This window comes from Bacillus sp. FSL R5-0585, from assembly GCF_038004545.1.
GTDB classification, from domain to species: Bacteria; Bacillota; Bacilli; order Bacillales; family Bacillaceae_G; genus Bacillus_A; species Bacillus_A cereus.
The window spans coordinates 304,952-330,735 of sequence record NZ_JBBORJ010000001.1 but is presented as its reverse complement, the minus strand read 5'-3'; the positions used below and the strand labels follow the sequence as shown (position 1 = coordinate 330,735).

The window sequence follows — 25,784 nt, the reverse complement described above, 5'->3', positions numbered from 1 at the left end:
CTTCTATTCTGTCAGCGCATATAAAAACTTTTGTAAAATTTTCTCTGTCGTTTCATTCAATTTTGGCAACTTATCTACTGGAAAATATTGAAGTTTTAACCCTTCATGATCGAGCTTTAATTCCCCGCTCACATGATGTGCCTGATACAGATGAATAACATTGAAAATTTCATCGCCATTCGGATAACGGAAATATACTTCTTTTCCAGATAGAACACCAAGAAATTGCATTATTTTTGCAGTTAACCCCGTTTCCTCAAATAACTCTCTACGTGCAGTTTCTTCTGTCGTTTCGCCCAGTTCCATCGCCCCACCAGGTACACCCCAATCATATGTATCTGAACGATATTGAAGCAATACTTCTTGATTATCGTTTAATATAATAATTGCTGATCCTACGAGAATAAGCGGCCTTGTACCAACGACTTTTCGTAACTCTTCAATATACCCCATATGTAAATTCCCCTTTCCCTAACCTCCCTTATCATAACAAAATTTTGCTCTTTTTGTTCATGTAATTTTAAAGAAAAAAAGAAGCTTTCGCCTCCTTTTTTTCACCTTTATTTCTTAAAACTTTCATATTTTACAGCTTCAAAAGCTTCCTCAATTTCATCATTACGATAATGGACATATGTAAAACGCCCCAATTCTACTAATCTTGCTATTTCCTGTAACGCTTTATGCTGCTCATATGTTTCTTTCAGCTTAATATGTACATAAAACTTCATTAACGGATGTTCATATAAAGGTTCTCCCACCTCTACATATACATCTTCCACCCCTTGTACAACTCTTACATAACTCGCAAATTGATAAAGTGCTTCTCTGTCTGAAACGATTTTTAATGTATACATATATTCTCCCCCTTTCCTTTACTATATCAAAAAGATGATCACACTACGTTATAGAACTATGAAATTTTTTCGACTTGTCATCTATATATTCAATAAAGAAGGCGTTTATCCATACATGACATCTTTTTCCCACATATATTATAGGAAGAACTTTTTTCATTTGAGGTGTTCCTTATGGATCCATACGTCAATATATGTATTTGTATTACTCCCGGCGCCGATATTTCTGATGACCGCATCGCAAAAGATTTAGCTGTTGCAGAATCAATTTGGCACCCCATTACATTTCAAATTCAAGAAGTAATTGTATTAAATGAACTTTTCCGTTTTTTTGACCGTGAAATCAGTTATAAAAATTCCATTCAAAGTCAAGAAAAGCTGGCATCCTTTTTCCAAACATGTGTAAATGAAGCTCCTGAATGCGACCTTTATATTTGTTATATTGGCAGTGATTATTTCAAAGAAACAGCAGTAATTGCCTGCGCTTACTCTTTAGCAAAACAGCAACAACTTACAGGATATATCGTTTTAACAAACTCAGCTGCTCCTATGAAAAATATATATACGCTCGCTCACGAAATCGGTCATATCTTATTTACAAGACGTATTCACGGAAAACTTACTCATGCAGATCCTCATTCCCCAACTGGCTCGGAGCACCATCCTTCTCCAACCAATCTTATGTATCCGATAGTCCCTCGTCCAGAAAACGTTCATATTCATTCCTTATTAACAGCAGAACAAAAAGCGCTCTCTTTACAAAGCTCTTTATTACAAAGAAAAAAACAGTAACCCTCATGTTACTGTTTAAAACGACTTATTCCAATCAACAAACCAAATCCCGGCTGCTAGAAATAAAAATAGACAACTAAATGTAAATGTAATCCCTCTAAAAATCCCTATATAATATTTCTTTGGAAATAATTTTTGGTGTATCCAGAGCAGCCCTTTTCCAATAAAACCGAAGAACAGAATATAACCCGATGTGTCATCTAATAAAGTATCGAAATAGTCATCATGTACCTTTTTCACAAAGGTAGTATAGAGCCCAAAAATCGTTAAACCTAAAAACACAATAGACAATATACCTAGAAATATACTTTGCATATTCGTTCCCCCCTTGATAAAAAATTCAGTTCGTTCACTTCACTATTAGTATAAAACTAGCTTATAGTTTTTTCCTCTTCATTTTTAAAAGACCATCTCATTAATACATATAAACTTCCGTACAGAAGTAAAGGCTCTAACATTCCCCAATATGGGTTTTGCTTCCCTAATTCTTTAAATACAAACATAATTAATAACGGTATGATAACAGCTAATATTCCAATCCATTCAAGTATGTACGCTTCACCAATTAGCAGTACTAATAAGATTATTCCAGCTAGTATATAACTTTGCATTGTAGTTAATTGCAATACAGGTGTCCCGTACCATTTATTCATAAACATTAATAACACTAATAATAAAATAGGTATCATTACTATTACATAAATAATTCCAAACTCTACTAATTTACTTTTAAAAGAAGACATTCTAAACGCAAAAACCGTTCCAATAATTGTAATAATTAAAACGATAGGATAACCAATTAACTGTACATTTGTTAACGTAAATTGTTGATTCGAATTTCCAAATAAAATATTGGTTAGTAACCAATACCCACCAATACCAATAATCATTCCTAAAACACTCTTTATACTTCCGCTTTTATCCTTCTCCATCTCTTTCGCTAATTCTTCCGCATACTCTTTTGGTGAGTCACCAAATATGTCCCTTACCGTCTTTCCCTTTTTTTCACCTTCTATTAAATGAAGTTCTGCATCTTCTAGAAAGGCGTTCACCTCTTCTTCTTTAATCCCTTTTGTTATTAAATATACTTTCGTATCGATTAAAAACTTTTCTCCTTCTTTAGAAACATTCATTATAACCCCTCCCTTATTTAACCATTTCTCTTCTATTCGTCTTCATCATAATTTCAAGGAAAATTAAAATAAACAAACTTCCGTATAAACATATAATTTGAAATAGCATTGGCATAAGATCTTCCGATGTAAATGTTTTAAACAGTAACATAATAGAAAGTGGAATGATTAAATATAAGTTTTTAAACCATCCTTCAAAATATATATTTATCGCTACTGTGATCATAAAAATCCCACCAGCTACTATATAACTTTGGACTTCGGTGAATGTGAGCATTTTTGTAGGATATATCACATCTAATATCGTAACAGCTCCTAATAAAAACAATGGAGCAATCATAACTAAAGACCACATGGAAAACCATGTTTTTGTAAAGCTTGTGACGAAGGTCATTTTGCGAAGTAGAAAATTAGGACCTATAACAACTAAAATCAATGAAAAACTGTAACCGATACACTGAATAAGTGAAATCTGTAACATTCCATGATTCACTATTAAGATAGAAGCAATAATCCAAAACGATACGATATTCATTACTGTAAAACCAATTTGCTTCCACGTTTCCTGTCTATCTCTTTCCATTACTTTGACAAGTTCATTTGCATATTCTTTCGGTGAGCTTCCGAAAATATCTTCTACACTTTTCCCATCACTCTCCCCCTCAATTAAATGGAGTTCCGCATCTTCTATAAAATTTTCAATATCGCTTTCTTTCACACTCTTTGCCGTCAAAAATAATCTCATATCTAACAAAAACTTTCGCGCTTCACTTGATAGCATTATTTTCTCCTTCCCTTCCCTTCAAGTAGACGTTCTACACTACTTTGCATCGTTTCCCAGCGATCCATAAATTCATCAAGTGCTTCCTCGCCTTTTTCTGTTAATGTATAATATTTTCTCTTTGGACCAGATGGAGATTCCTTCATTACGCTTGTTATTAGTCCTTCTTTTTGCATTCGTATTAATAACGGATAAATACTTCCCTCACTCGCCATTGTAAAACCATACTTCGCTAGCTTTTCACTCATTTCATAACCGTATATTTCGCCTTCAGAAATAATAGCAAGTAAGCATCCTTCTAAAATCCCTTTCAGCATTTGACTTGTCGACATAATTCAAATCCTCCTACTATCTTGCTTTACAAGATAGATAAGCGTAAGTATCTTGCTTTACAAAATAGTATAGCAAAGACTATTTTGCAAAACAAGATAGCTAACGATATTTTTTCCAAATGTTTGCAGGAATTTCATTATAGCTTCTCTAAATAGAGCACTATGAAAACTTTATTATGAAGGGATGTTTTTCATCATGGTTACAAATCGAGTTGTCTTTTTAACAGGTGCTGCAAGTGGCATTGGTTATGAAATGGGAAAGGCTTTTGCAAAAGAAGGTGCAAAAGTTGTGATTACCGATCGGCTTGAAGAACGCGCAAAAGAAGCTGCTGAACAATTACAAAATGAAGGTTTTCAAGCTATCGGTTTAAAATGTGACGTTACATCTGAAGAGGAAATTACAGCAGCAATTTCTCAAACAGTTGATCATTTCGGTTCATTACATATATTAATTAACAACGCAGGAATGCAACACGTTTCACCCATTGAAGACTTTCCAACTGAAAAGTTCGAGCTACTAATTCAAATTATGCAAATTGCTCCGTTTATTGCAATTAAGCATGCCTTTCCGATTATGAAACAACAAAAATATGGTCGTATTATTAATATCGCTTCTATTAACGGCCTTGTCGGGTTTGCTGGAAAAGCTGCCTACAATAGTGCAAAACATGGCGTAATTGGATTAACAAAAGTTGCCGCTTTAGAAGGTGCTACGCATGGTATTACTGTTAATGCCCTTTGCCCTGGTTATGTTGATACCCCCCTTGTACGTAATCAACTACAAGACTTAGCTACTACACGAAATGTACCACTTGAAAATGTTTTAGAAGATGTTATTTATCCACTCGTTCCACAAAAGCGCTTATTACAAGTACAAGAAATTGCAGATTATGCGATGTTTTTAGCGAGTGAAAAAGCTAAAGGTATAACTGGTCAAGCTGTCGTTATCGATGGTGGTTATACCGCTCAATAAAAATAAAGTTTGCTCAAGAAGAGCAAACTTTATTTTTTATCCCGAGGATCTTCGTACTTTAGTAATTGCCGCGGGAGCTTCTCAATTGCAACAATTACCCCCTCTAATTTACTTTCAATACGGTGGAGTAAATATAATGTTACAACAATTGGAAACCCTACATTACCTATCATCTTGATCCACTCTTCCACCCTCTTCCCCTCCTTTCATTATATAAGTAAGAGAAAACACTGCATTTAGGCATAAAAAAACAAGCTATTATGTATTAGCTTGTTTTTCAAATAATGATGCAATTTCTCGTTTATAGTCCCCGCGTATAATACCTTTCTCAGTAATAATTCCTGTAATTAATTCATTCGGCGTTATGTCAAATGCTGGATTATAAACATCCGTTCCAATTGGTGCTACTTGTTTTCCAAAGATTTTCGTAACTTCTGTTTCATCTCTTTCTTCAATAATAATTTCGGCTCCAGTTTCTTTCGTAACATCAAATGTTGACAGTGGCGCAGCAACGTAAAATGGGATATTAAAGTACTTTGCTAAAATAGCTAAATTCATTGTCCCTATTTTATTGGCTGTATCTCCATTTGCGACAATTCGATCCGCCCCCACAATAATTGCGTTTATTTCTTTCGTTTGAATAGCATGAGCTGCAGTATTATCTGTTATAAGGGTCACATCAATATTTGCTTGCTTCAATTCCCACGTCGTTAAGCGACCACCTTGTAAAACTGGTCTCGTTTCACACGCATATGCATGTAAACGCACACCTTTCTCTTTTCCAATATAAAAGGGAGCTAATGCAGTTCCATATCTGGCAGTTGCGATACTTCCAGCGTTACAGATTGTTAAAATATTATCGCCATCTTTAAAACATGTTAACGCATATTCCCCAATATTTCGACACACCTCTTCATCTTCCTGTTGAATGCGAAGCGCTTCTTCTTCTAATATTTTTTGTGCTTCTTTTATTGTAGTAATCTCTCGAATAGATTCTCTCATACGATCAATTGCCCAAAATAAATTTACTGCCGTTGGGCGTGATGTCCCTAAATAGTTACAGTCTCTATTAAACTTCTTTTGAAATTCTTCGATATGTAAAGTATTATATTTTTTCGCTGCAAGCGCCAAGCCAAATGCAGCTACAATTCCAATTGCAGGCGCTCCACGTACTTCTAACATTATGATACTTTTCCAAACCCCTTCAATAGTCGTTAATGTTTTGTATTCTGTGCTATGTGGCAATTTCGTTTGATTTAATACTGCAATTGCATCACCTTTCCAACTTACAGATCTCGGAACAGTAACAATTGTACTCATGCTTTTACACCCCTTGAAACTGTCTGTTGAAATAATGTTCGAAACAGTTGAATATCAGCACTTTTAGATTCATATTTTATTAGTTCTTTTCCTAAGGATAGCGCTTGTTTCTTAGCTTGAATTCTTGTTTCTTTATTTTCTATTTCATCTAAATCTGCTACATGAGCTAAACCAATTGTTCTACGAATTAGTTCACATCCGGCAAATCCAACAGCATCAGTAAAGATATTTTGCAAAATAATTGGTAACCATTGTTTTTCTTTCGTATATGCTTCTACACCTTCCCCAATCCATAACTTTGTAAAAGTCTCTACAAAATAACTCCACGTCTTTTCTATATGAAAAAATAGTACACTTCTCTTTTCTTCTTCTCTAGATAAAGCATTTAATAATAGATTTGCAATAAATTGACCTATATCAAATCCAAATGGGCCATATGTCGCAAATTCTGGATCAATCACTTTCGTTTCAGAAGGTGACGAAAAAATACTACCAGTATGTAAATCACCATGAATAAGAGTTTCTTTTCTTGTTAAGAACTTATATTTATATTGTGCTACTTTTAGTTTTAAAGTTTTATCACTCCAAAGTTCATCAACCACGAGCTGTAAATCTGGCTCATAATCATTTGTATCATAATGCCCAAAAGGATCTGTAAACACTAAATCCTCTGTAATTTTACATAGGTCCGGATTTACAAAGGTACCTTCTAGTATCCTCTTCTCTTCTGACTGTAAACCAAAATCTGAAGTGTAAAATAAAACATGTGCTAGAAAACGACCAATATGCTGGGATAAAAGCGGATATTCTTCTCCGTCTATTAATCCTTTTCTTGTAATTGTTAGTCTTGATAAGTCTTCTATTACCGTTATCGCTAACTCTTCATCATGACTGTACACTACTGGAACATAATCCGGTACATACTGCGCAAAAATTTGTAATGCCTTGCTTTCAATCGTTGCTCTTTTTATAGACAATGGCCAGCTTTCACCAACTACTTTAGCATAAGGCAGTGCTTGTTTTATTATAATGGATTTCTCTCCATCATCTAATTTGAACACGTAATTTAAGTTTCCATCTCCAATTTCATGACAAATGACATTTGCCTTCTCTTCAAAATAACCATGATCTTTCGCATATTGTACAGCTGTTATTTCTGTTAATGAATAATATCCCATCGTCTTCTCCCCCTTTTTAAATTCAGAGGTTTTTCTAACACAGAAAAACCTCTTTCCACTAAGAAAGAGGTTTGAAGTTTATCTTCTCCCCTCTTATCTGCCAGAAAGTTTTACTTTCTGCTGGAATTAGCACCGTGCCTTTTGGCGTAATAAACGCCCCATTTCACAATGGTATTACGGTCGGTTGCTGGGCTTCATCGGGCCAAATCCCTCCACCTGCTCTTGATAAGAGTTGTATAATTTTTTGAATTTTTAACTTTATGTTGATGACTATACCAAGAATAAAAATCACTTGTCAACATTTTATTTGTATAATTCTGGACGACGATCCGCAAAAACTGGAATTCCTTTTCGTACTTCTCTAATTTTCTCGAATACAAGCTCTCCAAATAAAATTGATTCCTCTTCATTCGCCTCTACTACAACTTCACCCCAAGGATCCACAATTAAAGAATGACCTGCAAACACATTATTCGGATCCTTTCCTGCTCTATTACACGCAACAACATAACACTGATTTTCAACTGCTCTTGCTTGCAATAGCAAACGCCAATGTGCTAAACGAACTAATGGCCATTCTGCTACAACAAATAATACTTTTGCCCCTTTAGCAGTATGAACACGCATCCACTCTGGAAAACGAATATCATAACAAATTGTTCCAGCGCATTCAACATCATCTAGCTTAAATTCGCCCGTACCATTACCAGCTATTAAATATTTATGTTCATCCATAAGCTGAAATAAATGTACTTTACTATATTCGTTGACTAACTGTCCTTCATTATTTACAACATACATCGTATTTGTAACGCCTTGCTCTGTTTGCTTTGCTATGGACCCACCAACAATATGTACATCATATTGCTTCGCCCATTCTATTAACTTTTCTTTCGTTTCCACTCCATCCCTATCTGCAATTTCAGAAAGTCTCGTTAAATCATATCCTGTTGTCCATAGTTCTGGTAAGACGATAACATCTGGCCTTTCCTTCATAGCTTCACTTATTTTATTTTTAGCATTCTCAATATTTTTTTCTACATCTCCAAAAACAATATCCATTTGAATACATGCGACTTTCATTTTTTCAGCCCCATTCTTATTTTTCTCTTTACAAAATACTGGAAAGATTATATCATTTGTCACTAGAATTGTAACAACTTTCAAAAGAGGTGGAAAGTATGAAATTATTTCAACCTTCTGAGATAGTAACATCATTGCCAACACAATTTTTCGCTTCACTTGTTGCAAAAGTTAACAAAGTCGTTGCAGCTGGTCACGATGTTATTAATCTAGGTCAAGGTAATCCAGATCAACCAACACCGCAGCATATCGTAAAAGCTTTACAAGATGCTGCCGAAAAGACCATTCATCATAAATATCCGCCATTTCGCGGACATGAAAGCTTAAAGGAAGCCGTGGCTACATTCTATAAACATGAATACGGCGTGGAATTAAACCCAAAAACTGAAGTTGCTATTTTGTTTGGAGGGAAGGCTGGACTAGTAGAATTACCGATTTGTTTTACAAATCCCGGTGATACGATTCTCGTTCCGGATCCAGGTTATCCAGATTATTTATCCGGGGTTGCTTTAGCAAAAGCACACTTTGAAACAATGCCGCTTATTGCAGAAAATAACTTTTTGCCAGATTATACGAACATTAATGACTCTATTGCAGAGCGTGCAAAATTAATGTTTTTAAACTATCCAAATAATCCTACCGGTGCTACTGCATCAAAAGATTTTTTTGATGCAACCATTCACTTTGCTAATAAACATAATATATTAGTTGTTCACGATTTTGCTTATGGCGCTATCGGATTTGATGGTCAAAAACCTGTTAGTTTCTTGCAAGCAGATGGTGCGAAAGATATAGGAATTGAAATTTACACATTATCAAAAACTTTCAATATGGCTGGCTGGCGCATCGCTTTTGCTGTAGGGAATGAAAGTGTGATTGAAACAATTAACCTATTACAAGATCATATGTATGTTAGTATATTCGGTGCAGTTCAAGATGCTGCTCGAGAAGCGCTATTAAGTTCACAGTCTTGTGTAATAGACCTTGTAAATAGTTACGAATCTCGAAGAAACGCTCTTATTTCAGCCTGTCACTCAATTGGTTGGAATGTAGACATTCCAACAGGATCATTCTTTGCATGGCTTCCCGTTCCAACAGGATATACCTCTGAGCAATTTTCTAATATTTTACTAGAAAAAGCACATGTCGCAGTTGCTCCTGGTGTTGGATTTGGTGAGCATGGGGAAGGGTATGTCCGTGTTGGTCTCTTGCATACAGAAGATAGATTACGAGAAGCCATTAATCGAATTGATAAATTAAATTTTTTCAAAAAGTAATTGACAACACGAAAAATATCTGACAAAATTCAGTTATCTTAAAAATTTAAACATTTCTAAATACTTCTTATCAAGAGCAGGTGGAGGGACGAGCCCGACGAAACCCGGCAACCGATCTACAATTGTAGACACGGTGCTAATTCTCGCAGCATTACGCTGACAGATAAGGAGCTGGTTGTAAAAAAACCTCTCCTTAGCTGAGAGGTTTTTTTATTTAACTAGGAGGTTATAACAATGAGCGGAATTATAGCGACGTATTTAATCCATGATGATTCACATAACTTAGAAAAAAAAGCTGAGCAAATTGCACTCGGTTTAACAATTGGCTCTTGGACTCATTTGCCACACTTATTGCAAGAACAATTAAAGCAGCATAAAGGCAACGTCATTCATGTTGAGGAATTAGCTGAACATGAACATACCAATTCGTATTTACGTAAAAAAGTAAAACGCGGAATTATTAAAATCGAATATCCGCTATTAAACTTCAGTCCAGATTTACCAGCGATTTTAACGACTACATTTGGAAAGCTATCACTTGATGGCGAAGTAAAACTAATTGACTTAACTTTTTCAGACGAGTTAAAAAAACATTTTCCTGGTCCAAAATTCGGGATAGATGGTATTCGAAATCTTTTACAAGTGCATGATCGTCCCCTTTTAATGAGTATTTTTAAAGGAATGATTGGACGAAACATTGGGTATTTAAAAACGCAATTACGCGATCAAGCAATTGGTGGTGTAGATATAGTAAAAGATGATGAAATATTATTTGAAAATGCATTAACACCCCTTACGAAACGCATTGTATCTGGAAAAGAAGTTTTACAATCTGTCTACGAAACATACGGTCATAAAACGTTATATGCCGTAAATTTAACAGGGCGAACTTTTGATTTAAAAGAAAATGCTAAACGTGCAGTGCAAGCTGGAGCTGATATTCTATTATTTAACGTATTTGCTTACGGACTAGATGTACTACAATCACTTGCAGAAGATGATGAAATCCCAGTTCCTATTATGGCACATCCTGCTGTAAGTGGTGCTTATTCAGCATCCAAGTTATATGGAGTTTCATCTCCATTATTACTTGGAAAGCTACTACGTTATGCTGGGGCTGACTTTTCATTATTCCCATCTCCATACGGAAGTGTTGCGCTAGAAAAAGAGGAGGCTCTTGCTATCTCAAAATATTTAACTGAAGACGATGCATTTTTCAAGAAGAGCTTTTCTGTTCCGTCTGCTGGTATTCATCCTGGTTTCGTTCCCTTTATTGTACGAGATTTCGGTAAAGATGTTGTTATTAATGCTGGCGGCGGGATACACGGACATCCAAATGGAGCGCAAGGCGGCGGTAAAGCTTTTCGTACTGCAATTGATGCTACTTTGCAAAATAAACCACTCCATGAAGTAGACGACATAAATTTGCATAGTGCACTACAAATATGGGGAAATCCCTCTTATGAGGTGAAATTATGAGTATTCAAGTATTTTGTGATTTCGATGGCACGATTACAAATAATGATAACATTATGTCCATTATGGAAAAATTCGCACCACCAGAAGCCGAAGAAGTAAAGAATAAAATTTTATCACAAGAACTATCCATTCAAGAAGGTGTTTCTCAATTATTTCAATTAATACCTACTAATCTGCACGATGATATTATTCAATTTTTAATAGAAACTGCTGAAATCCGTAGTGGTTTTCATGAGTTTATACAATTCGTAAAGGAAAATAACATTTCTTTTTACGTGATATCAGGTGGAATGGATTTCTTCGTCTATCCACTCTTACAAGGAATCATTCCAAAAGAGCAAATTTATTGTAATGAAACAGACTTTTCAGCGGAGTTTATTACAGTTAAATGGCCTCATTCTTGTGATGATCATTGTCAAAATCATTGCGGATTATGTAAATCATCATTAATCCGTAAATTAAGTGATACAAATGACTTTCATATTGTAATTGGAGATTCTATTACTGACTTACAAGCCGCGAAACAAGCTGATAAAGTATTCGCTCGCGATTTTCTTATTACAAAGTGTGAAGAAAATCATATTGCTTATACACCGTTTGAAACATTTCAAGATGTGCAAGCTGAATTAAAACTTTTGTTGGAGGTGAAGGCATGAAACAACTTTTCCGTCAATGGTATGACTTAAGCGAGATAAAAAAAGAGTTAACAATACGAAATTGGTTCCCAGCAACAAGTGGTAATATTTCTATAAAGGTTAGTCATGAACCAATTACTTTTCTTATTACAGCAAGCGGTAAAGATAAAACAAAAACCACTCCAGATGATTTTCTATTAGTAGATCATGTAGGAGTTCCCGTTTTAGAGACTGAATTACGCCCTTCAGCAGAAACAATATTGCATACACACATTTATAACAATACGAATGCCGGGTGCGTACTTCATGTTCATACAACCGATAATAATGTCATCACAAATTTATATAGTGATGCAGTCACCTTTCAAAATCAAGAAATTATTAAAGCTCTCGATATTTGGGAAGAAGGTGCAACAATTCAAATTCCTATTATTGAAAACCATGCCCATATCCCAACGCTTGGAGAAAACTTCCGAAAGCATATACAAGGAGATTCGGGTGCAGTATTAATCCGTAACCACGGTATTACCGTATGGGGCCGAGATAGCTTTGATGCAAAGAAGAGATTAGAAGCTTATGAGTTTCTATTCCAATTTCATATAAAACTATTATCAATTCAAGGAGGCGTTTCTAATGGCGCAAATTCGTATTCATGAAGGAAATACTCGTATTGAAAATGAAGTGGAAGTATCTAAATTTCTACAAGAGGAAGGCGTTTTATATGAGAAATGGAATATTTCTAAACTTCCTACTCATTTAAATGAAAATTATTCGTTAACAGATGAAAACAAAGCTGAAATATTAGCTGTGTTTTCAAAAGAAATTGCTGATGTTTCAGCACGCCGTGGTTATAAAGCACATGATGTAATTTCACTTTCAAATAGCACCCCTAACCTTGACGAATTATTAATTAATTTCCAAAAGGAACACCATCATACAGATGACGAAGTTCGCTTTATCGTCAGTGGTCATGGCATTTTCGCTATTGAAGGAAAAGATGGGAAATTCTTTGATGTTGAACTTGAGCCAGGCGATTTAATATCTGTTCCTGAAAATGCAAGACATTATTTTACTTTGCAAGATGATCGCCAAGTTGTAGCTATTCGTATTTTTGTGACAACTGAAGGCTGGGTTCCAATCTATTAAGGTAGTTAGTTGAATAAAAGGACTTGGATCCCCTTTTCCAAACTTTTATTCACTCTACATATATACATCCTCCTATGGAACAGGCTTATTTCATTTTGAAATAAGCCTGATTTTTTATTTACTTGAAGTACCATTTCATCACAAATTTAACACCTTGATTTTTCAAGTGCATTTTTTGAACTTTCTTTGAACATTTATTGAATTTTTTCTGAAAATTCTGTTTTGTATGTGATATACTACAATTAACTGAGAAGGAAAATAATATCGCAAACAGAGGGGGATAATCATGAGCTTACTTATCGCACTTATACTTGGGGTTACATGTGGAGCATTTCCTGTTATTTTAGGAGCTATTATGGAAGAGTTAGAAATTGGTGTTTTAGGATTTGTCGCATCTTGTGTAAGCGCTTTATTGTTTGGTTTATTCGGTGCTATTCCTGTTTCAATTCTGTGTGCTTTTTATATAATACGCCATGCTCGTACAAAACAATTTGGTCCTAATCATATCGCACAAATTATCCCGTTCCCGGTTGAACGATGCCGCCGGGCTTCTAACTTATAATTATAAAAATTAAAGATGACTAAATAAATAAAAGTCCTCATTTGAGGACTTTTATTTATTTTCTTCTAGAAATTGAAACAATTCTTGTAGATGTAGGGCATCTTCACCATAGCTAATAGATACATAAAATATGCCGTCAATCTCAGCTTGCATATAAAGATCCACTCCATCACGATCATATTTCAATGCTAAATAAAACTCCATTTCTTCTAACATCTTTTTTGAGGTTCGAATTACATAATGCCCCTTCTCATCTCTTCCATATTCAAATTCTGGTTCAAAATCATATTTTTGTTTAAAAGCTTCTTTTTGTTTTTCATTAATTTGCATACAAGTAGCTCGCTGTACAGTATCAATCATCTCATCAAACTTTTGAAGGTCCACCTCGTTTACCCCCTTATATATTTTTTATATAGTACTTGTGTTCCACTATTTTCTTCGCCATCCTTAATTAACTCTTCATACAATTCTTTCGCCAAACTTAAGCCTGGGACTGGTAATTGTAATTTTTCTGCTTCCTCTAAAGCAATTTTCATATCTTTCATAAAATGCTTTACATAAAATCCTGGCTCAAAGTCTCCTTTTAACATTCGAGGAGCTAAATTACTTAATGACCAGCTACCTGCTGCCCCTGTTGAAATACTCTCTAACACTTTATCTGGATTCAGTCCAGCCTTCTTCGCGTAAGCAACAGCTTCACATACTCCAATCATATTGGAAGCAATCGCAATTTGATTGCACATTTTTGTATGTTGTCCACTCCCAGCTGGTCCTTGTAATTGAATGTTTGTTCCTAACTTTTCAAGTAAAGGTAAGCATCTATCATATATTTCTTTCTCCCCACCTACCATAATTGCGAGTTTTGCCTCTTTCGCACCAACATCTCCTCCTGAGACAGGTGCATCTAACGTATATATATTTTTGCTTTTTGCAACTTCATTAATCCGTTTTGCTAAAGTAGGTGTAGATGTCGTAAAGTCAATTGCTATCGTACCTTCTTTTGCATGTTCTATAATTCCTTCTATACCAAAATACACTTCTTCTACATCATGTGGATATCCAACCATTGTCATTACAATATCAACTTGCTTCACTAACTCTTTTGGCGTATTACACCAATTTGCACCATCTTGCACTAAAGAATCTGTTTTTGCTTTCGTTCTATTATATACATATACTTTATGACCATCTTGCATTAAGTGATAAACCATACTTTTTCCCATTACGCCAATCCCAATGAAACCTATTGATAAAGTTTTATGTTCCATTTTCTCATCCCCTTTGTTCTAATAAATCATTTACCATCTTTCGGAACTCTTTATTAAAGTCATCATCCATACTATTTTTCACATTTGAAAATAAAATAACAAAAGTTCCTTTTTCTTTATTAAAATTATTGAAAGTGTTCCAACCAGATAATACACCATGATTATGAAAATAATCTGGATATATATATAAACTAAATGCATATTTCCGTTCTGCTGAAGGTGAAAACATTGCCTGTATACTTTGTTCAGAAAGAAGTTTTCCATTTATAATTGCTTCGTCTAATTTCTTCATATCTCCAACTGTCGTATACATCTCACCACAACCATATAGCCAATCCATGCCTAACTTCTGCGCTGGTACAAGCTCTTGATCTTTTTTCACATAACCCTTTGTAAAATTTTTATCTCCAGGTACCATATTTCCCATACCGGATTCATGCATATCTGCTTTTACAAATATGTTTTCTTTTATGTAATCTCCTAAAGGTTTTTTCGATATATGTTCTATTATATAAGCAAGCACCATATAATTATAATCTGTATATCTCCAACCTGTTCCTGCAGGAAATTCTAAATTTTGACGTCCAATCCAATTAATTAATTGTAAGCGGGAAGCCGCATTAATATTGCCTTTTGCGTGTTCAGGTAAACCAGAGGTATGCGTTAATAAATGATATAGCGTAATATTTTTATTCTCCGGAAATGAAGGAATATATTTATTTACATTATCTTGAATATTCAATTTCCCTTGTTCTTGCAGCTGTAAAATAGATGTGGCAACGACTGTTTTCGTAATAGAACCGATACGATATTTTGTTTGAGGCGTATTTTCTATTTTATTTTGAACATCAGCATACCCATATCCTTTATTCAATATAACATGCTCTTTATCTGTTACCAAAACTGTTCCATTGAATTGCTTTCCGACTAAATATTGATCTAATTTTTGAGATATGCTAGCATAATCAATTTGTTGCTCTTCTTTTTCTTCTATATTCCCTTGTACTTCCGATTCAATAGTAGGATTCACTTTCGTTGTTAATACAGTGTTTTCCTTTATATTGGGGCTAACAAGAAAATAGTATACTCCGCCGCCAACTATAGCAGACAGTGAAGCCACCACCATTACTTTTTTTATCATATTAATCCTCCATAATTCCTTCGCTAAAAATTGTCCCCCTATTCTATTATCAAACAATAAAAAAAAATCGCAACAATTTGTTGCGAAAAATCACATTTTTTCTTTTCTATACACACATACTTGATTCTTTCCATTTTTTTTCGCTTCATATAATGCAATATCCGCTCGTTGCATTAATTCTTCTCTTGTAGTTCCTTGTTCATATAACGCAACTCCAAAGCTAGCTGTTAACTTCGAAATTCCAGTGAATTGCTTTGTTTCAATGAAGAATCGTAATGATTCCGCAACTTGAAATGCTTCCTTTTCTACTGTATTTGTCACTAATATAATGAATTCTTCCCCTCCCCATCTTGCAAATACATGTTGCTGCTCCACTTTAGATTTCATAAGCTCTGCAAGTTGTATTAATGCCAAATCGCCAAAATCATGACCATATGTGTCATTAACTGTTTTAAAATTATCTATATCAAATAAAATAATTGCTATTTTCTCATCATTACGTATTACCTTTTCCCATTCTACCTCTAGTATTTGTTGAAACTTTAAACGATTATAAATCTCTGTCAATGAATCTATCATAGCAAGTCTTTCTTGTTCTTGATAGATTTCATCTAATTCTGTAATTTCCGTGCACTTTACAATAAATCTTGATAAATCTTCTGGCAATGGTGTCGCACGTAATAGAAAAGTAGATACTGCCCCTTCATAATTTGACATCTTAATTCTTCTACCGCTTGATAAAGTATCGTCTAGCCATGTTATATCATGCGTCGTCGAGTAGTATCCATTTTCTCTAATAAAATGTTCAGCAAATACTAAATGTTGCTCGCGATAGGCAAACAAATTTTCATATCCGAAAAACGTTAAAAAATTTGTATTACAATCAACAATTTCATCATCTTCTACTATAAATAATAAATCATTTTGAAAATCAAACATCGTTTGAAGCAGTTCCTGTTGTAAACTAACTTGCCTTACCAAAGAAAGTTGATACAAACTCTTATTCACTTCTTCTAACACTGCTTGCGGAGTTACAGGGGCTATTACAATATTACGTATTCCTAATGCAAGTACATCTGTAAATTCTTTTGTTATTTGTTGATCCCAAATGACAATGAATGTACTTTGCGAGGTATACATATTCTTTATATATTTTATTTGAGAATAATCTGTTACATACATAATTATAATGTGCGGTTTCGTTCTTTGAAATAATAGTTCACCCTCTTCAAAACTATTTGCTATAAACATACATTTTGGATGGATATTTTCTATCGTTTGTTGATGTTTACATCCATTTTCTATATAAAGGACATTTAACTGCAGATCTTGTAACACATTTTGGAAAACCGTATTCTCTAATAAAAAATGTAGTATGTTCATCACTAGTCTTCACTCACTTCATATATCTTGTTCTACTGAATTCCTCACAAATATTTTTAAAAGACTGTTCTCCAATAAACTTTAATTTGTGAGAAATACATATTAACAAGCTAATTGAGAATGTTATCTTCCCTTTTCACTCTATAAATTCCTTTTTTAGTGTATGATTATAGGAATTATATCGTTTGTATGAATGCCCTAGCTTATTTCTTAAAACTTGACAATTAAAATAAAGATATTATATTCTTAAATTCGATAACTTACAAAATGTAAGTAATATACATTGCGTTTTCCTGATAATTTTATATACAATTTGGAGGATATATTATGACAAACGACAACTTTTTTAACGTTCTATATGAACGCACATCTACACGTGCATTCAACCCAAATAAAGAAATCTCATCTACAGAATTACATGAGATTTTAAAAGCAGCAGCACAAGCACCTTCCGCTTGGAACTTACAACACTGGAAATTCCTTGTTTTTCAAGGTGAAGATGTACAAAAACGATTACATCCAATAGCTTATAACCAACAACAAATTCTTGATGCTTCTGCAGTAGTCGCTATTTTAGGTGATTTAGAAGCTTATAAAAATGTTGAGCCAGTATATGGTCCAATTGTAGAACAAGGATTTATGAAAGAAGAAGCAAAAGAACGCTTAGCTAAAAATATTGAATCTGCATATGCTCGTGAACAATTCCCAAGAGATGCTGCCTTTTCAAATGCATCTTTAGCAGCAATGCAACTTATGCTTGCAGCTAAAGCAACTGGTTGGGATACTTGTGCTATTGGTGGCTTCAATCCACAAGCACTGACAGACGAATTTAACGTTTCATCTCGTTACGTTCCAATTATGCTTATTACAATTGGTGAATCAACTTTAAAAGGCCACCCTGCACCTCGCATGAGCGTAGAGCAAGTGAGCGAGTGGGCAAAATAATAAAAAACGAAGGCAACTACATTGCCTTCGTTTTTTTATTCCCTGTCATACTTTTGTAATATTACTACAAATCATTCGACATTTATACTTATGGAAAAGTATATTCTATTCCCTTCTCATAAATAAACGTGACGTTTCGTGTCGAATTTTGTTAAGGCGTTGAAATATACCCGTGTATTTTTGTTACAATTGTGATACAATGATAACAAATAGATAACAAGAGAGGGATTTTCATTGAGTTCATACGGAAGCTTTATCGCACTTTTATGTTACATAGTAACTGTACTGCTTCTATATTTTATTGGTGATGCCGCAAACATCTCCATTTTACAATTTCCAAAAGAAGAAGCATTCCAATTAGAATCAGAAAAACATACTGCACGATCCATTGTACCACTACTCCTAGCTCTTCCTGTATATATCATCGTTTTATATAAAAGTAAAAAAGTGTAAAGGCTACCCATTTCATTTATTTCGGTGGTTTTTACATTTTTTTGTTATATTCCCCCTATTTTAAACATCATTCCATACTAAACACCCAGCTAGTCATTTAAAATGAGAAAATCCCCTAGAAAAAATTCCACTCTCTGTCCAGTCACTAACTACCGAACTTACATAGATTATAAGTGTGAAGGGGGTGATGAGGATTATGTTTGGATCATTTGGATGCTGTGATAACTTTAGAGAATGTCATCATCATGAAAGAGAGCGCGACCATCGCGAGAAAGAGAGAGAGAGAGAGGTTAGACCACAACAACCAGCTGTATGTAACGTACTTGCTAACATTTCAGTTGGAACAGAACTTTCTCTTTTAAGCATTAGAGGTAACGGCACATTCAACAATGTTATTTTTGAAGGTTTCGCTAACGGTGTTGCTCTTTTCTCTGCTTTAGCTCGTAATGACAAAGACAACAAAGATAACAATAAAGACGATAAGAACAATCAAAATCGAAATACTTTTACTGGTATTTTACGTGTATGCCCAACTGATATCGTTGCAATCGCTATCTAATTCTGTCTCTTATCCTCGATAGTAAGCAAATAAGATTTACTTTTCTCATAGAAAAAACCTGAGACCGATTTCAAATCGACTCAGGTTTTTTTATTAATTATATGCTTTTAACTAGTTCAACAACTTCTTCAGCAGTTGACATCATTAATGCTTTTTCTGCTAATGTTTCCATTTCTGCTTTTGACAACTTGCTTAGCTGTGTTCTTGCAGGAAGAATAGATGTTGCACTCATACTGAACTCATCTAAACCTAATCCTAATAATAATGGGATAGCAAGTGAATCGCCCGCCATCTCACCACACATACCAGCCCATTTGCCTTCTTTATGAGCAGCATCGATAACCATTTTTACAAGACGTAAAATAGATGGGTTATATGGTTGGTATAAGTATGATACTTGTTCGTTCATACGGTCTGCAGCCATTGTGTATTGGATTAAATCATTTGTTCCGATAGAGAAGAAGTCAACTTCTTTCGCGAATTGATCTGCTAATACTGCTGAAGCTGGAATTTCAACCATCATACCAACTTCAATAGAATCAGAAACAGTTGTACCCGCTTCTACAAGTTTCGCTTTCTCTTCTAATAAAATCGCTTTCGCTTGACGGAACTCATCAAGAGTTGCAATCATTGGGAACATAATTTTTAAGTTACCGTATACGCTAGCACGAAGTAATGCACGAAGTTGTGTACGGAACACATCTTGCTCATCAAGACATAAGCGAATTGCACGGTATCCTAAGAATGGGTTCATTTCTTTTGGTAAATGTAAGTATGGAAGCTCTTTATCTCCACCGATGTCAAGTGTACGAACAACGACTGGCTGACCTTCTTTTACACCTTCAAGAACTGCTTTATACGCTTCGAACTGCTCTTCTTCTGTTGGAAGATTGTCACGGCCCATGTATAAGAATTCTGTACGGTATAAGCCAACGCCTTCTCCGCCATTATCGATAATACCTTGTACATCATTTGGTGTTCCGATATTTGCAACAAGCTCAACGTGATGTCCGTCACTTGTTACAGTAGCTTGGTCTTTTAATTTAGCCCATTCAGCTTTTTGCTCTTCAAATTTCGCTTTCTTTTCTTCAAACGAACGAAGAGTTTCTTCTGATGGGTTTACAATTACTTCTCCATCTAAACCGTCAATGATAACGATATCGCCGTTTTGGATTTTCTCCATAACAACTTTCGTACCAACAACAGCTGGAATTTCCATAGAACGAGCCATAATTGCAGAGTGAGATGTACGTCCACCGATATCAGTAGTGAAACCTTTTGCATACTTACGGTTTAATTGAGCTGTATCAGATGGTGTTAAATCTTCAGCAATGATGATTACCTCTTCAGAAATTGTACCAGGATTTGAGAAGTTAATTCCTAGTAAATGTGCAAGAACGCGTTTTGTTACGTCACGAATGTCCGCAGCACGTTCTTTCATATATTCGTTATCCATGTTTTCAAACATAGAAATAAACATTGATGCAACTTCATCCATTGCAAATTCAGCATTTACTTTTTCGCTATTTACTTTATCTTTTACTGGATTTACTAGTTCTGGATCATTTAACACTAATAAATGTGCTTCAAAGATCGCAGCTTTGTCAGCACCTAGCTCAGCAAATGCGTGGTCCTTAATAGCTTCTAATTCAGTTTTTGCTTTCTCAAGCGCAGCGTCTAAGCGTGCAATTTCTGCAGCTTCGTTTGTAATTGATTTCTTTTCGATGTTAAATTCAGGATTTTCAAGTCTGAAAGCCTTTGCAATAGCAATCCCACTTGATGCAGCGATCCCTTGAATGTTAAGAGTCATTATTCTCCTAATCCTTCGTTTTTCATAGTTTCTTCGATAGCTGCTAGTGCTTGAGCTGCATCATCACCATTTGCAGTGATTTTAATTTCTGCGTTTTGTTGAATGCCTAAAGACATAACGCCCATGATTGATTTTAAGTTAACGTTCTTTCCGTTATACTCTAAGTTAATGTCAGAACCGAATTTGCTTGCAGTGTTTACAAGTAGAGTTGCTGGACGAGCATGAATTCCTGAGTCGCTAGTTACTTTAAAGATTTTTTCCATGATAATTTATCTCCTTTAAATTACAGTATTTTTTAGTTGTATAGACGTGAGTACTACATCATCTATTGTATATAATAGGCGATGTTCGGTCAACCACATCGCCTATTATAATTATAAACATTTTGCGTCAAATTCCTACTGAATGTCAATAATAGCGGTTTCGCCCTTCTTAACATTTCCATCTTTTTTCAATTCGACTTGTTGCCCTTGTTGTAAGTTTGTAAAGACAATTGGTGTAATGATAGATGGTGCATTTTCTTTTACAAATGCAAGATCTACTTTTAATAATGGTTGGCCTTGTTTCACCTTGTCGCCTTGTGCTACAAGCGCTTCAAAACCTTCACCATTTAATTTTACAGTATCAATACCGAAGTGGATTAAAATTTCTTTTCCGCCTTCAGATTGAATACCAATCGCATGTTTTGTAGGGAATACATTGACAATCTCACCGTTCACTGGAGAAACTACTGTTCCTTCAGTTGGCTCAATTGCAAATCCGTCTCCCATCATTTTTCCTGAGAATACTTGGTCAGGCACTTCTGTAATTGGTAAGATTTTCCCTTCGATTGGTGATACAATTGTTTCATTTTCATCAACTTTTTGAGGAGTTTCTTCCACTTTTACAGGTTCTTCTTTTTCAACATGAGGTGTACGACCTGACATAATATCATGAATTTGTGATTTTAATGTGTCAGATTTCGGTCCGAAAATAGCTTGAATGTTATTTCCAACTTCAAGTACACCAGCTGCTCCAAGTTCTTTTAAGCGGTCTTTGTTTACATTCTTTTGTTCGTTAACTTGAACACGTAAACGAGTAATACAAGCATCTAAAGAAGCAATGTTTTCTTTACCACCAAGTGCTACTAATACTTCACGAGGAAGTTCGCCTGCTTCTGCTTTTCCTGCGCCGTCATTTGCATTTGCCACTTCACGACCAGGTGTTTTTAGATTCCATTTACGAATTGCAAAGCGGAATCCGAAGTAGTAAATAACTGCTAGTACAAGACCAACAATAATTACCCACCACCATGCTGTACGGCCTGGTAGTACACCGAATAATAGGAAGTCAATTAAACCACCAGAGAATGTCATACCAATTTTAACACCTAAAATTTGCATTGTCATAAATGATAGACCAGCAAATACAGCGTGAATTCCGAATAATACTGGCGCTACGAATAAGAATGAAAATTCAAGTGGCTCTGTAATACCTGTTAAGAAAGATGTTAATGCTGCAGAACCTAAAATACCTGCTGCTAATTTTTTATTTTCTGGACGTGCTTCATGGTACATTGCTAAAGCTGCTGCTGGAAGACCGAACATCATGAACGGATACTTACCAGTTGTAAATGTACCTGCTGTTAATTCTACACCGTCTTTTAACTGTGCCATAAAGATTTTTTGGTCACCACGGATTAATTCGCCAGCTGCATTTGTATACTGACCGAATTCGAACCAGAACGGTGAATAGAAAATGTGATGTAATCCAAATGGAATTAATGAACGTTCAATTAAACCGAATATAAATGCTGCGATTGTTCTATTTGCATCAATCATTTGATGTGAGAACGTATTTAAGCCACCTTGAATGTATGGCCAAACGAAGCACATGATAATACCTACTATTAAAGAGAATGTTGCAGTTGCGATCGGTACGAAACGCTTACCTGCAAAGAAACCTAAGTATGATGGTAATTCAATGTTGAAGTATTTATTATAGCAATATGCCGCTACTATACCGACGATAATACCACCAAATACCCCTGTTTGTAGCGTTGGAATACCTAATACGTTCGCATACGCTGGATCTGCAAATCCAATTTTTACTGGGTCTGCTCCAGAACTTGTTACTTTCACTAGCTTATCTACTTCTAAGAACACACTCATCGTTTTGTTCATAATTAAGTAGCCGACGAATGCTGCTAAACCAGCTACTCCGTCTCCACCAGCTAAACCAATTGCTACCCCAACTGCGAATAATAATGCAAGGTTAGCGAAAATAATATCACCAGATTGTTCCATAATTTTTGCAACCATTACGAACCAATCTGCTTTTAAAGCAGGAATAACATTTGTTAACTGTGGATTTTGAAATGCATTACCAAATCCAAGTAAAATACCTGCCGCCGGTAAAATCGCTACTGGAAGCATTAACGCTTTTCCGACTTTTTGAAGAACACCAAAGATATTCTTAAACATGGAAACCCTTCCTCTCTTATCTATATTGATACCTTCCGACAAACGCCAAAAAGACATGAGGAAAAAAAGATAGAACGATAGCTATACAAAGGGTAGTATATCCCTTTCTCTAGCTTACATTCCTTACTTTTCTCCACTCATGCCTGATCGAATCAGTAACACGTGTCAAAAATAGGTTTACGTATAAGTTCACTATAATTAAGGCAAACGTTTTCGTTACTCACCTTAATGTGTTTGTCGAAATTTGTATAACTTTGCAATAGTTATTATACATAACTATTGTAAGCGATTCAATCATTTTTTTTAACGTTTTCATTTTAGACAAAAATATATGACTTTTTACACATGCTCTGCCTTTACTAAGCGTTGCAAGTGCATCGTTAAATAAATACTTTCAGCTTCATATACAGGTAGTTGCAACTCTTTTTGCATGACCTTAACTAGCTTCCAAGCCAAGTTATAGCAAACTGGATACTCCGCCTTTAATAAATCAGCAAAACTTTGCGATTCCTCTACTTTTTCTCCTTTTTTCACCCTCTCAATAGCATATTGAAGATGACGAATAAGACGTAAATAATGAATGCTCTCTTGATCTAATGTAATTTGTAAGTTTGTCTCAATTAAAGATACAAGTTGTGCAATAAGACGGGAGTTTTGATTAACTGAAGATAAATCAGAATTTGTAAGCGAACTGTAAATGTGCAGTGCAATAAAACCAATTTCTCCTTCAGGCAATGTAATTTGCAAACGAGAATTTAAAAGTTCTACAACACCTTCCGCAATTTCATATTCCTCTGGATAGAGCATTTTTGTTTCAACTAAAAAAGGGTTATCAATTGTAAGTCCTTGTTTTAACCTTTTAATCGCAAATGAAATATGATCTGTTAACGCAATATGAATATGTTCATTTAGTGGAGATTTCGCTTTTCCTTGAATGTACAGCATAATATCGTTCATCAATTCAATTAATTTTTCACTAATATGCGGCACTAATAATTTGTATTGTTCACGATCACGTTCATTTTTTAAGACAAACATTTTTTCGATTTGTTCTTGCTCCAATACATCTTTCGCTTTTTTCCCAAATCCAATTCCTTTACCAATCACTACTACTTCCTCGTGTTCCGGATGGCTAGCAATGATGACATTATTATTTAAAACTTTTTTAATTTCTAGATAATTACTCATATAACACCACCCTCGTACTTAAATAGCCTACTTTTATGTTACAGAATATTCTTCTTTGTCGTCAATGTAAAACATCTGCCATTTAATAAAAATTCATTTTTTAGACATGTTTATATATGATGCGTATAATGTAAGAGCAACTGTACATAGAAAGGAGATAACAGCATGATTAAAATGTTTGTAAGTGATATCGATGGTACAATGATGCAACACGGAGGTCTTATTGATGAACAAGATGTTGCGGCACTGCGCAGCCTTGCCGAACAAAATGTTATTCTTTGCTTCGCTTCCGGAAGACTTGATAATGAAATTGCAGACTTAATGAAAGCTGTAAATACAAATTTTCATCGTATTAGTGTAAATGGTGTTTTTGTATATACACATGAAAATAAACAACTATTATCTGCAACTTTTGATTCCAGCATACTTCCCGATTTGTTAGCTATGACGAATGAAGAGCCTTATTTCCGTTATGTAAGTGATGAGCATAATTATTACATTGAAGAGAAAACACCTTTTATTCAAGAACTTGAACAACAAGTAACTATGACTTCTGTTGAAGAACCAAACTTACTACAGAAGATTGATGATACAATTTTCCCAAATAAAATTTCTGTCGGCGGAACAAAGGAGAGCTTACAACTCCTTCAGAAAAAAATTGATGAAAAATTCCACGGGAAAGTTAGTACTTTCATCTCAGCAGAACAATGTTTAGATGTAATGCCACCGAATGTTAGTAAAGGCTCTGCCATTTCTGTTTTATTAAATGAGTTTCAAATAAGACCTGAGGAAATTGCTTGTATAGGGGATTCTTACAATGACATTCCTATGTTTTCTTTAACTCCTCACAGTTTTGCTATGTCACAAGCAGATGATGCAGTAAAAAATCACGCTCACTATGTAGTAAATCACGTCAAAGATGCTGTTAACCACGTAATTGCTCATAATAAAAATACGACTCATTCCTTATAAGGATGAGTCGTATTTTTATTTCTTTACATGTTAACCATTTTCAATTCCACTGTACTTC

At 34.8% G+C, this 25,784-nt stretch carries 30 protein-coding genes and 2 riboswitches; of the genes, 12 read left to right on the top strand and 18 right to left on the bottom strand.

Annotated elements, in window-relative coordinates:
* Window positions 1–3 precede the first annotated feature (3 nt).
* Complete coding sequence (locus tag MKY38_RS01875; protein ID WP_000540529.1) at window positions 4–453, bottom strand: NUDIX hydrolase; 450 nt, start codon at window positions 451–453, stop codon at window positions 4–6.
* Window positions 454–560: 107 nt separating this feature from the next.
* On the bottom strand, window positions 561–854 hold the full coding sequence (locus tag MKY38_RS01870; RefSeq protein WP_000288330.1) for a DUF3928 family protein: 294 nt from the start codon (window positions 852–854) through the stop codon (window positions 561–563).
* Between the two features lie 174 nt (window positions 855–1,028).
* Between MKY38_RS01870 and MKY38_RS01865 the strand changes: the two genes are divergently transcribed.
* A complete protein-coding gene (locus MKY38_RS01865; RefSeq protein WP_000371605.1) occupies window positions 1,029–1,646 on the top strand; it encodes an ImmA/IrrE family metallo-endopeptidase in 618 nt (205 codons plus the stop codon).
* Window positions 1,647–1,661: 15 nt separating this feature from the next.
* Here the strand turns inward: MKY38_RS01865 and MKY38_RS01860 are convergent, their stop codons facing one another.
* Genes MKY38_RS01860 through MKY38_RS01845 form a run of 4 tightly spaced genes read right to left on the bottom strand, consistent with a single transcriptional unit; the run spans window position 1,662 to window position 3,892 of the window.
* A complete protein-coding gene (locus tag MKY38_RS01860) occupies window positions 1,662–1,961 on the bottom strand; it encodes a hypothetical protein (RefSeq protein WP_001190643.1) in 300 nt (99 codons plus the stop codon).
* Between the two features lie 56 nt (window positions 1,962–2,017).
* Window positions 2,018–2,779 (bottom strand): DUF1129 domain-containing protein, encoded by a 762-nt coding sequence (locus MKY38_RS01855; RefSeq protein WP_341047930.1) that lies wholly within the window; start codon window positions 2,777–2,779, stop codon window positions 2,018–2,020.
* Window positions 2,780–2,792: 13 nt separating this feature from the next.
* Window positions 2,793–3,560, bottom strand: a complete 768-nt coding sequence (locus MKY38_RS01850; RefSeq protein ID WP_000952889.1) for a DUF1129 domain-containing protein — start codon at window positions 3,558–3,560, stop codon at window positions 2,793–2,795.
* Window positions 3,560–3,892: a PadR family transcriptional regulator gene (locus tag MKY38_RS01845; protein WP_000107982.1), complete on the bottom strand. Its 333-nt coding sequence runs from the start codon at window positions 3,890–3,892 to the stop codon at window positions 3,560–3,562. Before MKY38_RS01845 ends, MKY38_RS01850 begins: the two co-directional genes overlap by 1 nt.
* Window positions 3,893–4,088: 196 nt before the next feature.
* On the opposite strand from MKY38_RS01845, the gene MKY38_RS01840 reads away from it, so the two are divergent.
* Window positions 4,089–4,865 (top strand): 3-hydroxybutyrate dehydrogenase, encoded by a 777-nt coding sequence (locus tag MKY38_RS01840; RefSeq protein WP_000258427.1) that lies wholly within the window; start codon window positions 4,089–4,091, stop codon window positions 4,863–4,865.
* A gap of 29 nt (window positions 4,866–4,894) precedes the next feature.
* On the opposite strand, the gene MKY38_RS01835 is transcribed toward MKY38_RS01840, so the two are convergent.
* The 4 genes from MKY38_RS01835 to MKY38_RS01820 form a co-directional block, all read right to left on the bottom strand.
* On the bottom strand, window positions 4,895–5,056 hold the full coding sequence (locus tag MKY38_RS01835) for a YvrJ family protein (protein WP_000393336.1): 162 nt from the start codon (window positions 5,054–5,056) through the stop codon (window positions 4,895–4,897).
* A gap of 67 nt (window positions 5,057–5,123) precedes the next feature.
* A complete protein-coding gene (mtnA, locus tag MKY38_RS01830) occupies window positions 5,124–6,185 on the bottom strand; it encodes an S-methyl-5-thioribose-1-phosphate isomerase (protein WP_000104624.1) in 1,062 nt (353 codons plus the stop codon).
* Window positions 6,182–7,363, bottom strand: coding sequence for an S-methyl-5-thioribose kinase (mtnK, locus tag MKY38_RS01825; RefSeq protein ID WP_000542682.1), 1,182 nt, complete (start codon window positions 7,361–7,363; stop codon window positions 6,182–6,184). The genes mtnA and mtnK overlap by 4 nt, the downstream gene beginning before the upstream one ends.
* 90 nt (window positions 7,364–7,453) lie before the next feature.
* A riboswitch (SAM riboswitch) is annotated at window positions 7,454–7,595 on the bottom strand.
* Window positions 7,596–7,666: 71 nt separating this feature from the next.
* Entirely contained in the window at window positions 7,667–8,530 is an 864-nt protein-coding gene (locus MKY38_RS01820; protein ID WP_016123295.1) for a carbon-nitrogen family hydrolase, read from the bottom strand.
* Between the two features lie 14 nt (window positions 8,531–8,544).
* On the opposite strand from MKY38_RS01820, the gene MKY38_RS01815 reads away from it, so the two are divergent.
* The 6 genes from MKY38_RS01815 (at window position 8,545) to MKY38_RS01790 (ending at window position 13,545) form a co-directional block, all read left to right on the top strand.
* A complete protein-coding gene (locus MKY38_RS01815; RefSeq protein ID WP_341047925.1) occupies window positions 8,545–9,723 on the top strand; it encodes a pyridoxal phosphate-dependent aminotransferase in 1,179 nt (392 codons plus the stop codon).
* 64 nt (window positions 9,724–9,787) lie between these two features.
* Window positions 9,788–9,893: riboswitch (SAM riboswitch) on the top strand.
* Between the two features lie 64 nt (window positions 9,894–9,957).
* Complete coding sequence (mtnW, locus tag MKY38_RS01810) at window positions 9,958–11,202, top strand: 2,3-diketo-5-methylthiopentyl-1-phosphate enolase (RefSeq protein ID WP_000014180.1); 1,245 nt, start codon at window positions 9,958–9,960, stop codon at window positions 11,200–11,202.
* The gene (locus MKY38_RS01805; protein ID WP_061663482.1) at window positions 11,199–11,858 is read left to right on the top strand and encodes a 2-hydroxy-3-keto-5-methylthiopentenyl-1-phosphate phosphatase; all 660 of its coding nucleotides are present in this window, start codon (window positions 11,199–11,201) and stop codon (window positions 11,856–11,858) included. Before mtnW ends, MKY38_RS01805 begins: the two co-directional genes overlap by 4 nt.
* Window positions 11,855–12,493 carry a methylthioribulose 1-phosphate dehydratase gene (locus MKY38_RS01800; protein WP_070180480.1) on the top strand — a complete coding sequence of 213 codons (639 nt, stop codon included), beginning with the start codon at window positions 11,855–11,857 and terminating at the stop codon, window positions 12,491–12,493. The genes MKY38_RS01805 and MKY38_RS01800 overlap by 4 nt, the downstream gene beginning before the upstream one ends.
* A complete protein-coding gene (locus MKY38_RS01795; RefSeq protein WP_000057300.1) occupies window positions 12,471–12,983 on the top strand; it encodes a 1,2-dihydroxy-3-keto-5-methylthiopentene dioxygenase in 513 nt (170 codons plus the stop codon). The genes MKY38_RS01800 and MKY38_RS01795 overlap by 23 nt, the downstream gene beginning before the upstream one ends.
* A 286-nt stretch (window positions 12,984–13,269) precedes the next feature.
* Window positions 13,270–13,545, top strand: coding sequence for a hypothetical protein (locus tag MKY38_RS01790; RefSeq protein ID WP_000054659.1), 276 nt, complete (start codon window positions 13,270–13,272; stop codon window positions 13,543–13,545).
* Window positions 13,546–13,596: 51 nt separating this feature from the next.
* On the opposite strand, the gene MKY38_RS01785 is transcribed toward MKY38_RS01790, so the two are convergent.
* The 4 genes from MKY38_RS01785 to MKY38_RS01770 all read right to left on the bottom strand — a co-directional run bounded on the left by MKY38_RS01785 (window position 13,597) and on the right by MKY38_RS01770 (window position 17,337).
* A complete protein-coding gene (locus MKY38_RS01785) occupies window positions 13,597–13,929 on the bottom strand; it encodes a DUF3909 family protein (RefSeq protein ID WP_000365620.1) in 333 nt (110 codons plus the stop codon).
* 5 nt (window positions 13,930–13,934) lie between these two features.
* On the bottom strand, window positions 13,935–14,813 hold the full coding sequence (locus tag MKY38_RS01780) for an NAD(P)-dependent oxidoreductase (RefSeq protein WP_000400431.1): 879 nt from the start codon (window positions 14,811–14,813) through the stop codon (window positions 13,935–13,937).
* Between the two features lie 4 nt (window positions 14,814–14,817).
* Window positions 14,818–15,954, bottom strand: a complete 1,137-nt coding sequence (locus MKY38_RS01775) for a serine hydrolase (protein WP_025709089.1) — start codon at window positions 15,952–15,954, stop codon at window positions 14,818–14,820.
* A 90-nt stretch (window positions 15,955–16,044) separates the two neighbouring features.
* Window positions 16,045–17,337 carry a GGDEF domain-containing protein gene (locus MKY38_RS01770; protein ID WP_001023185.1) on the bottom strand — a complete coding sequence of 431 codons (1,293 nt, stop codon included), beginning with the start codon at window positions 17,335–17,337 and terminating at the stop codon, window positions 16,045–16,047.
* Between the two features lie 327 nt (window positions 17,338–17,664).
* On the opposite strand from MKY38_RS01770, the gene MKY38_RS01765 reads away from it, so the two are divergent.
* The 3 genes from MKY38_RS01765 (at window position 17,665) to MKY38_RS01755 (ending at window position 19,294) form a co-directional block, all read left to right on the top strand.
* Window positions 17,665–18,282, top strand: coding sequence for a nitroreductase family protein (locus MKY38_RS01765; protein ID WP_000180387.1), 618 nt, complete (start codon window positions 17,665–17,667; stop codon window positions 18,280–18,282).
* Window positions 18,283–18,516: 234 nt separating this feature from the next.
* The gene (locus MKY38_RS01760; protein WP_000100485.1) at window positions 18,517–18,735 is read left to right on the top strand and encodes a hypothetical protein; all 219 of its coding nucleotides are present in this window, start codon (window positions 18,517–18,519) and stop codon (window positions 18,733–18,735) included.
* Between the two features lie 196 nt (window positions 18,736–18,931).
* Window positions 18,932–19,294: a DUF3915 domain-containing protein gene (locus MKY38_RS01755; RefSeq protein WP_000468040.1), complete on the top strand. Its 363-nt coding sequence runs from the start codon at window positions 18,932–18,934 to the stop codon at window positions 19,292–19,294.
* Window positions 19,295–19,391: 97 nt separating this feature from the next.
* Here the strand turns inward: MKY38_RS01755 and ptsP are convergent, their stop codons facing one another.
* The 4 genes from ptsP to glcT all read right to left on the bottom strand — a co-directional run bounded on the left by ptsP (window position 19,392) and on the right by glcT (window position 24,754).
* Window positions 19,392–21,104, bottom strand: a complete 1,713-nt coding sequence (ptsP, locus tag MKY38_RS01750) for a phosphoenolpyruvate--protein phosphotransferase (protein WP_000174207.1) — start codon at window positions 21,102–21,104, stop codon at window positions 19,392–19,394.
* Window positions 21,104–21,367, bottom strand: coding sequence for a phosphocarrier protein HPr (gene ptsH / locus MKY38_RS01745; protein ID WP_000411080.1), 264 nt, complete (start codon window positions 21,365–21,367; stop codon window positions 21,104–21,106). The genes ptsP and ptsH overlap by 1 nt, the downstream gene beginning before the upstream one ends.
* 135 nt (window positions 21,368–21,502) lie before the next feature.
* Window positions 21,503–23,566 carry a PTS glucose transporter subunit IIABC gene (gene ptsG / locus MKY38_RS01740; protein WP_000475799.1) on the bottom strand — a complete coding sequence of 688 codons (2,064 nt, stop codon included), beginning with the start codon at window positions 23,564–23,566 and terminating at the stop codon, window positions 21,503–21,505.
* 339 nt (window positions 23,567–23,905) lie between these two features.
* A complete protein-coding gene (gene glcT / locus MKY38_RS01735) occupies window positions 23,906–24,754 on the bottom strand; it encodes a glucose PTS transporter transcription antiterminator GlcT (RefSeq protein ID WP_000073858.1) in 849 nt (282 codons plus the stop codon).
* A gap of 165 nt (window positions 24,755–24,919) precedes the next feature.
* Between glcT and MKY38_RS01730 the strand changes: the two genes are divergently transcribed.
* Window positions 24,920–25,726, top strand: coding sequence for a Cof-type HAD-IIB family hydrolase (locus MKY38_RS01730; protein ID WP_065222919.1), 807 nt, complete (start codon window positions 24,920–24,922; stop codon window positions 25,724–25,726).
* Window positions 25,727–25,784: the final 58 nt, after the last annotated feature.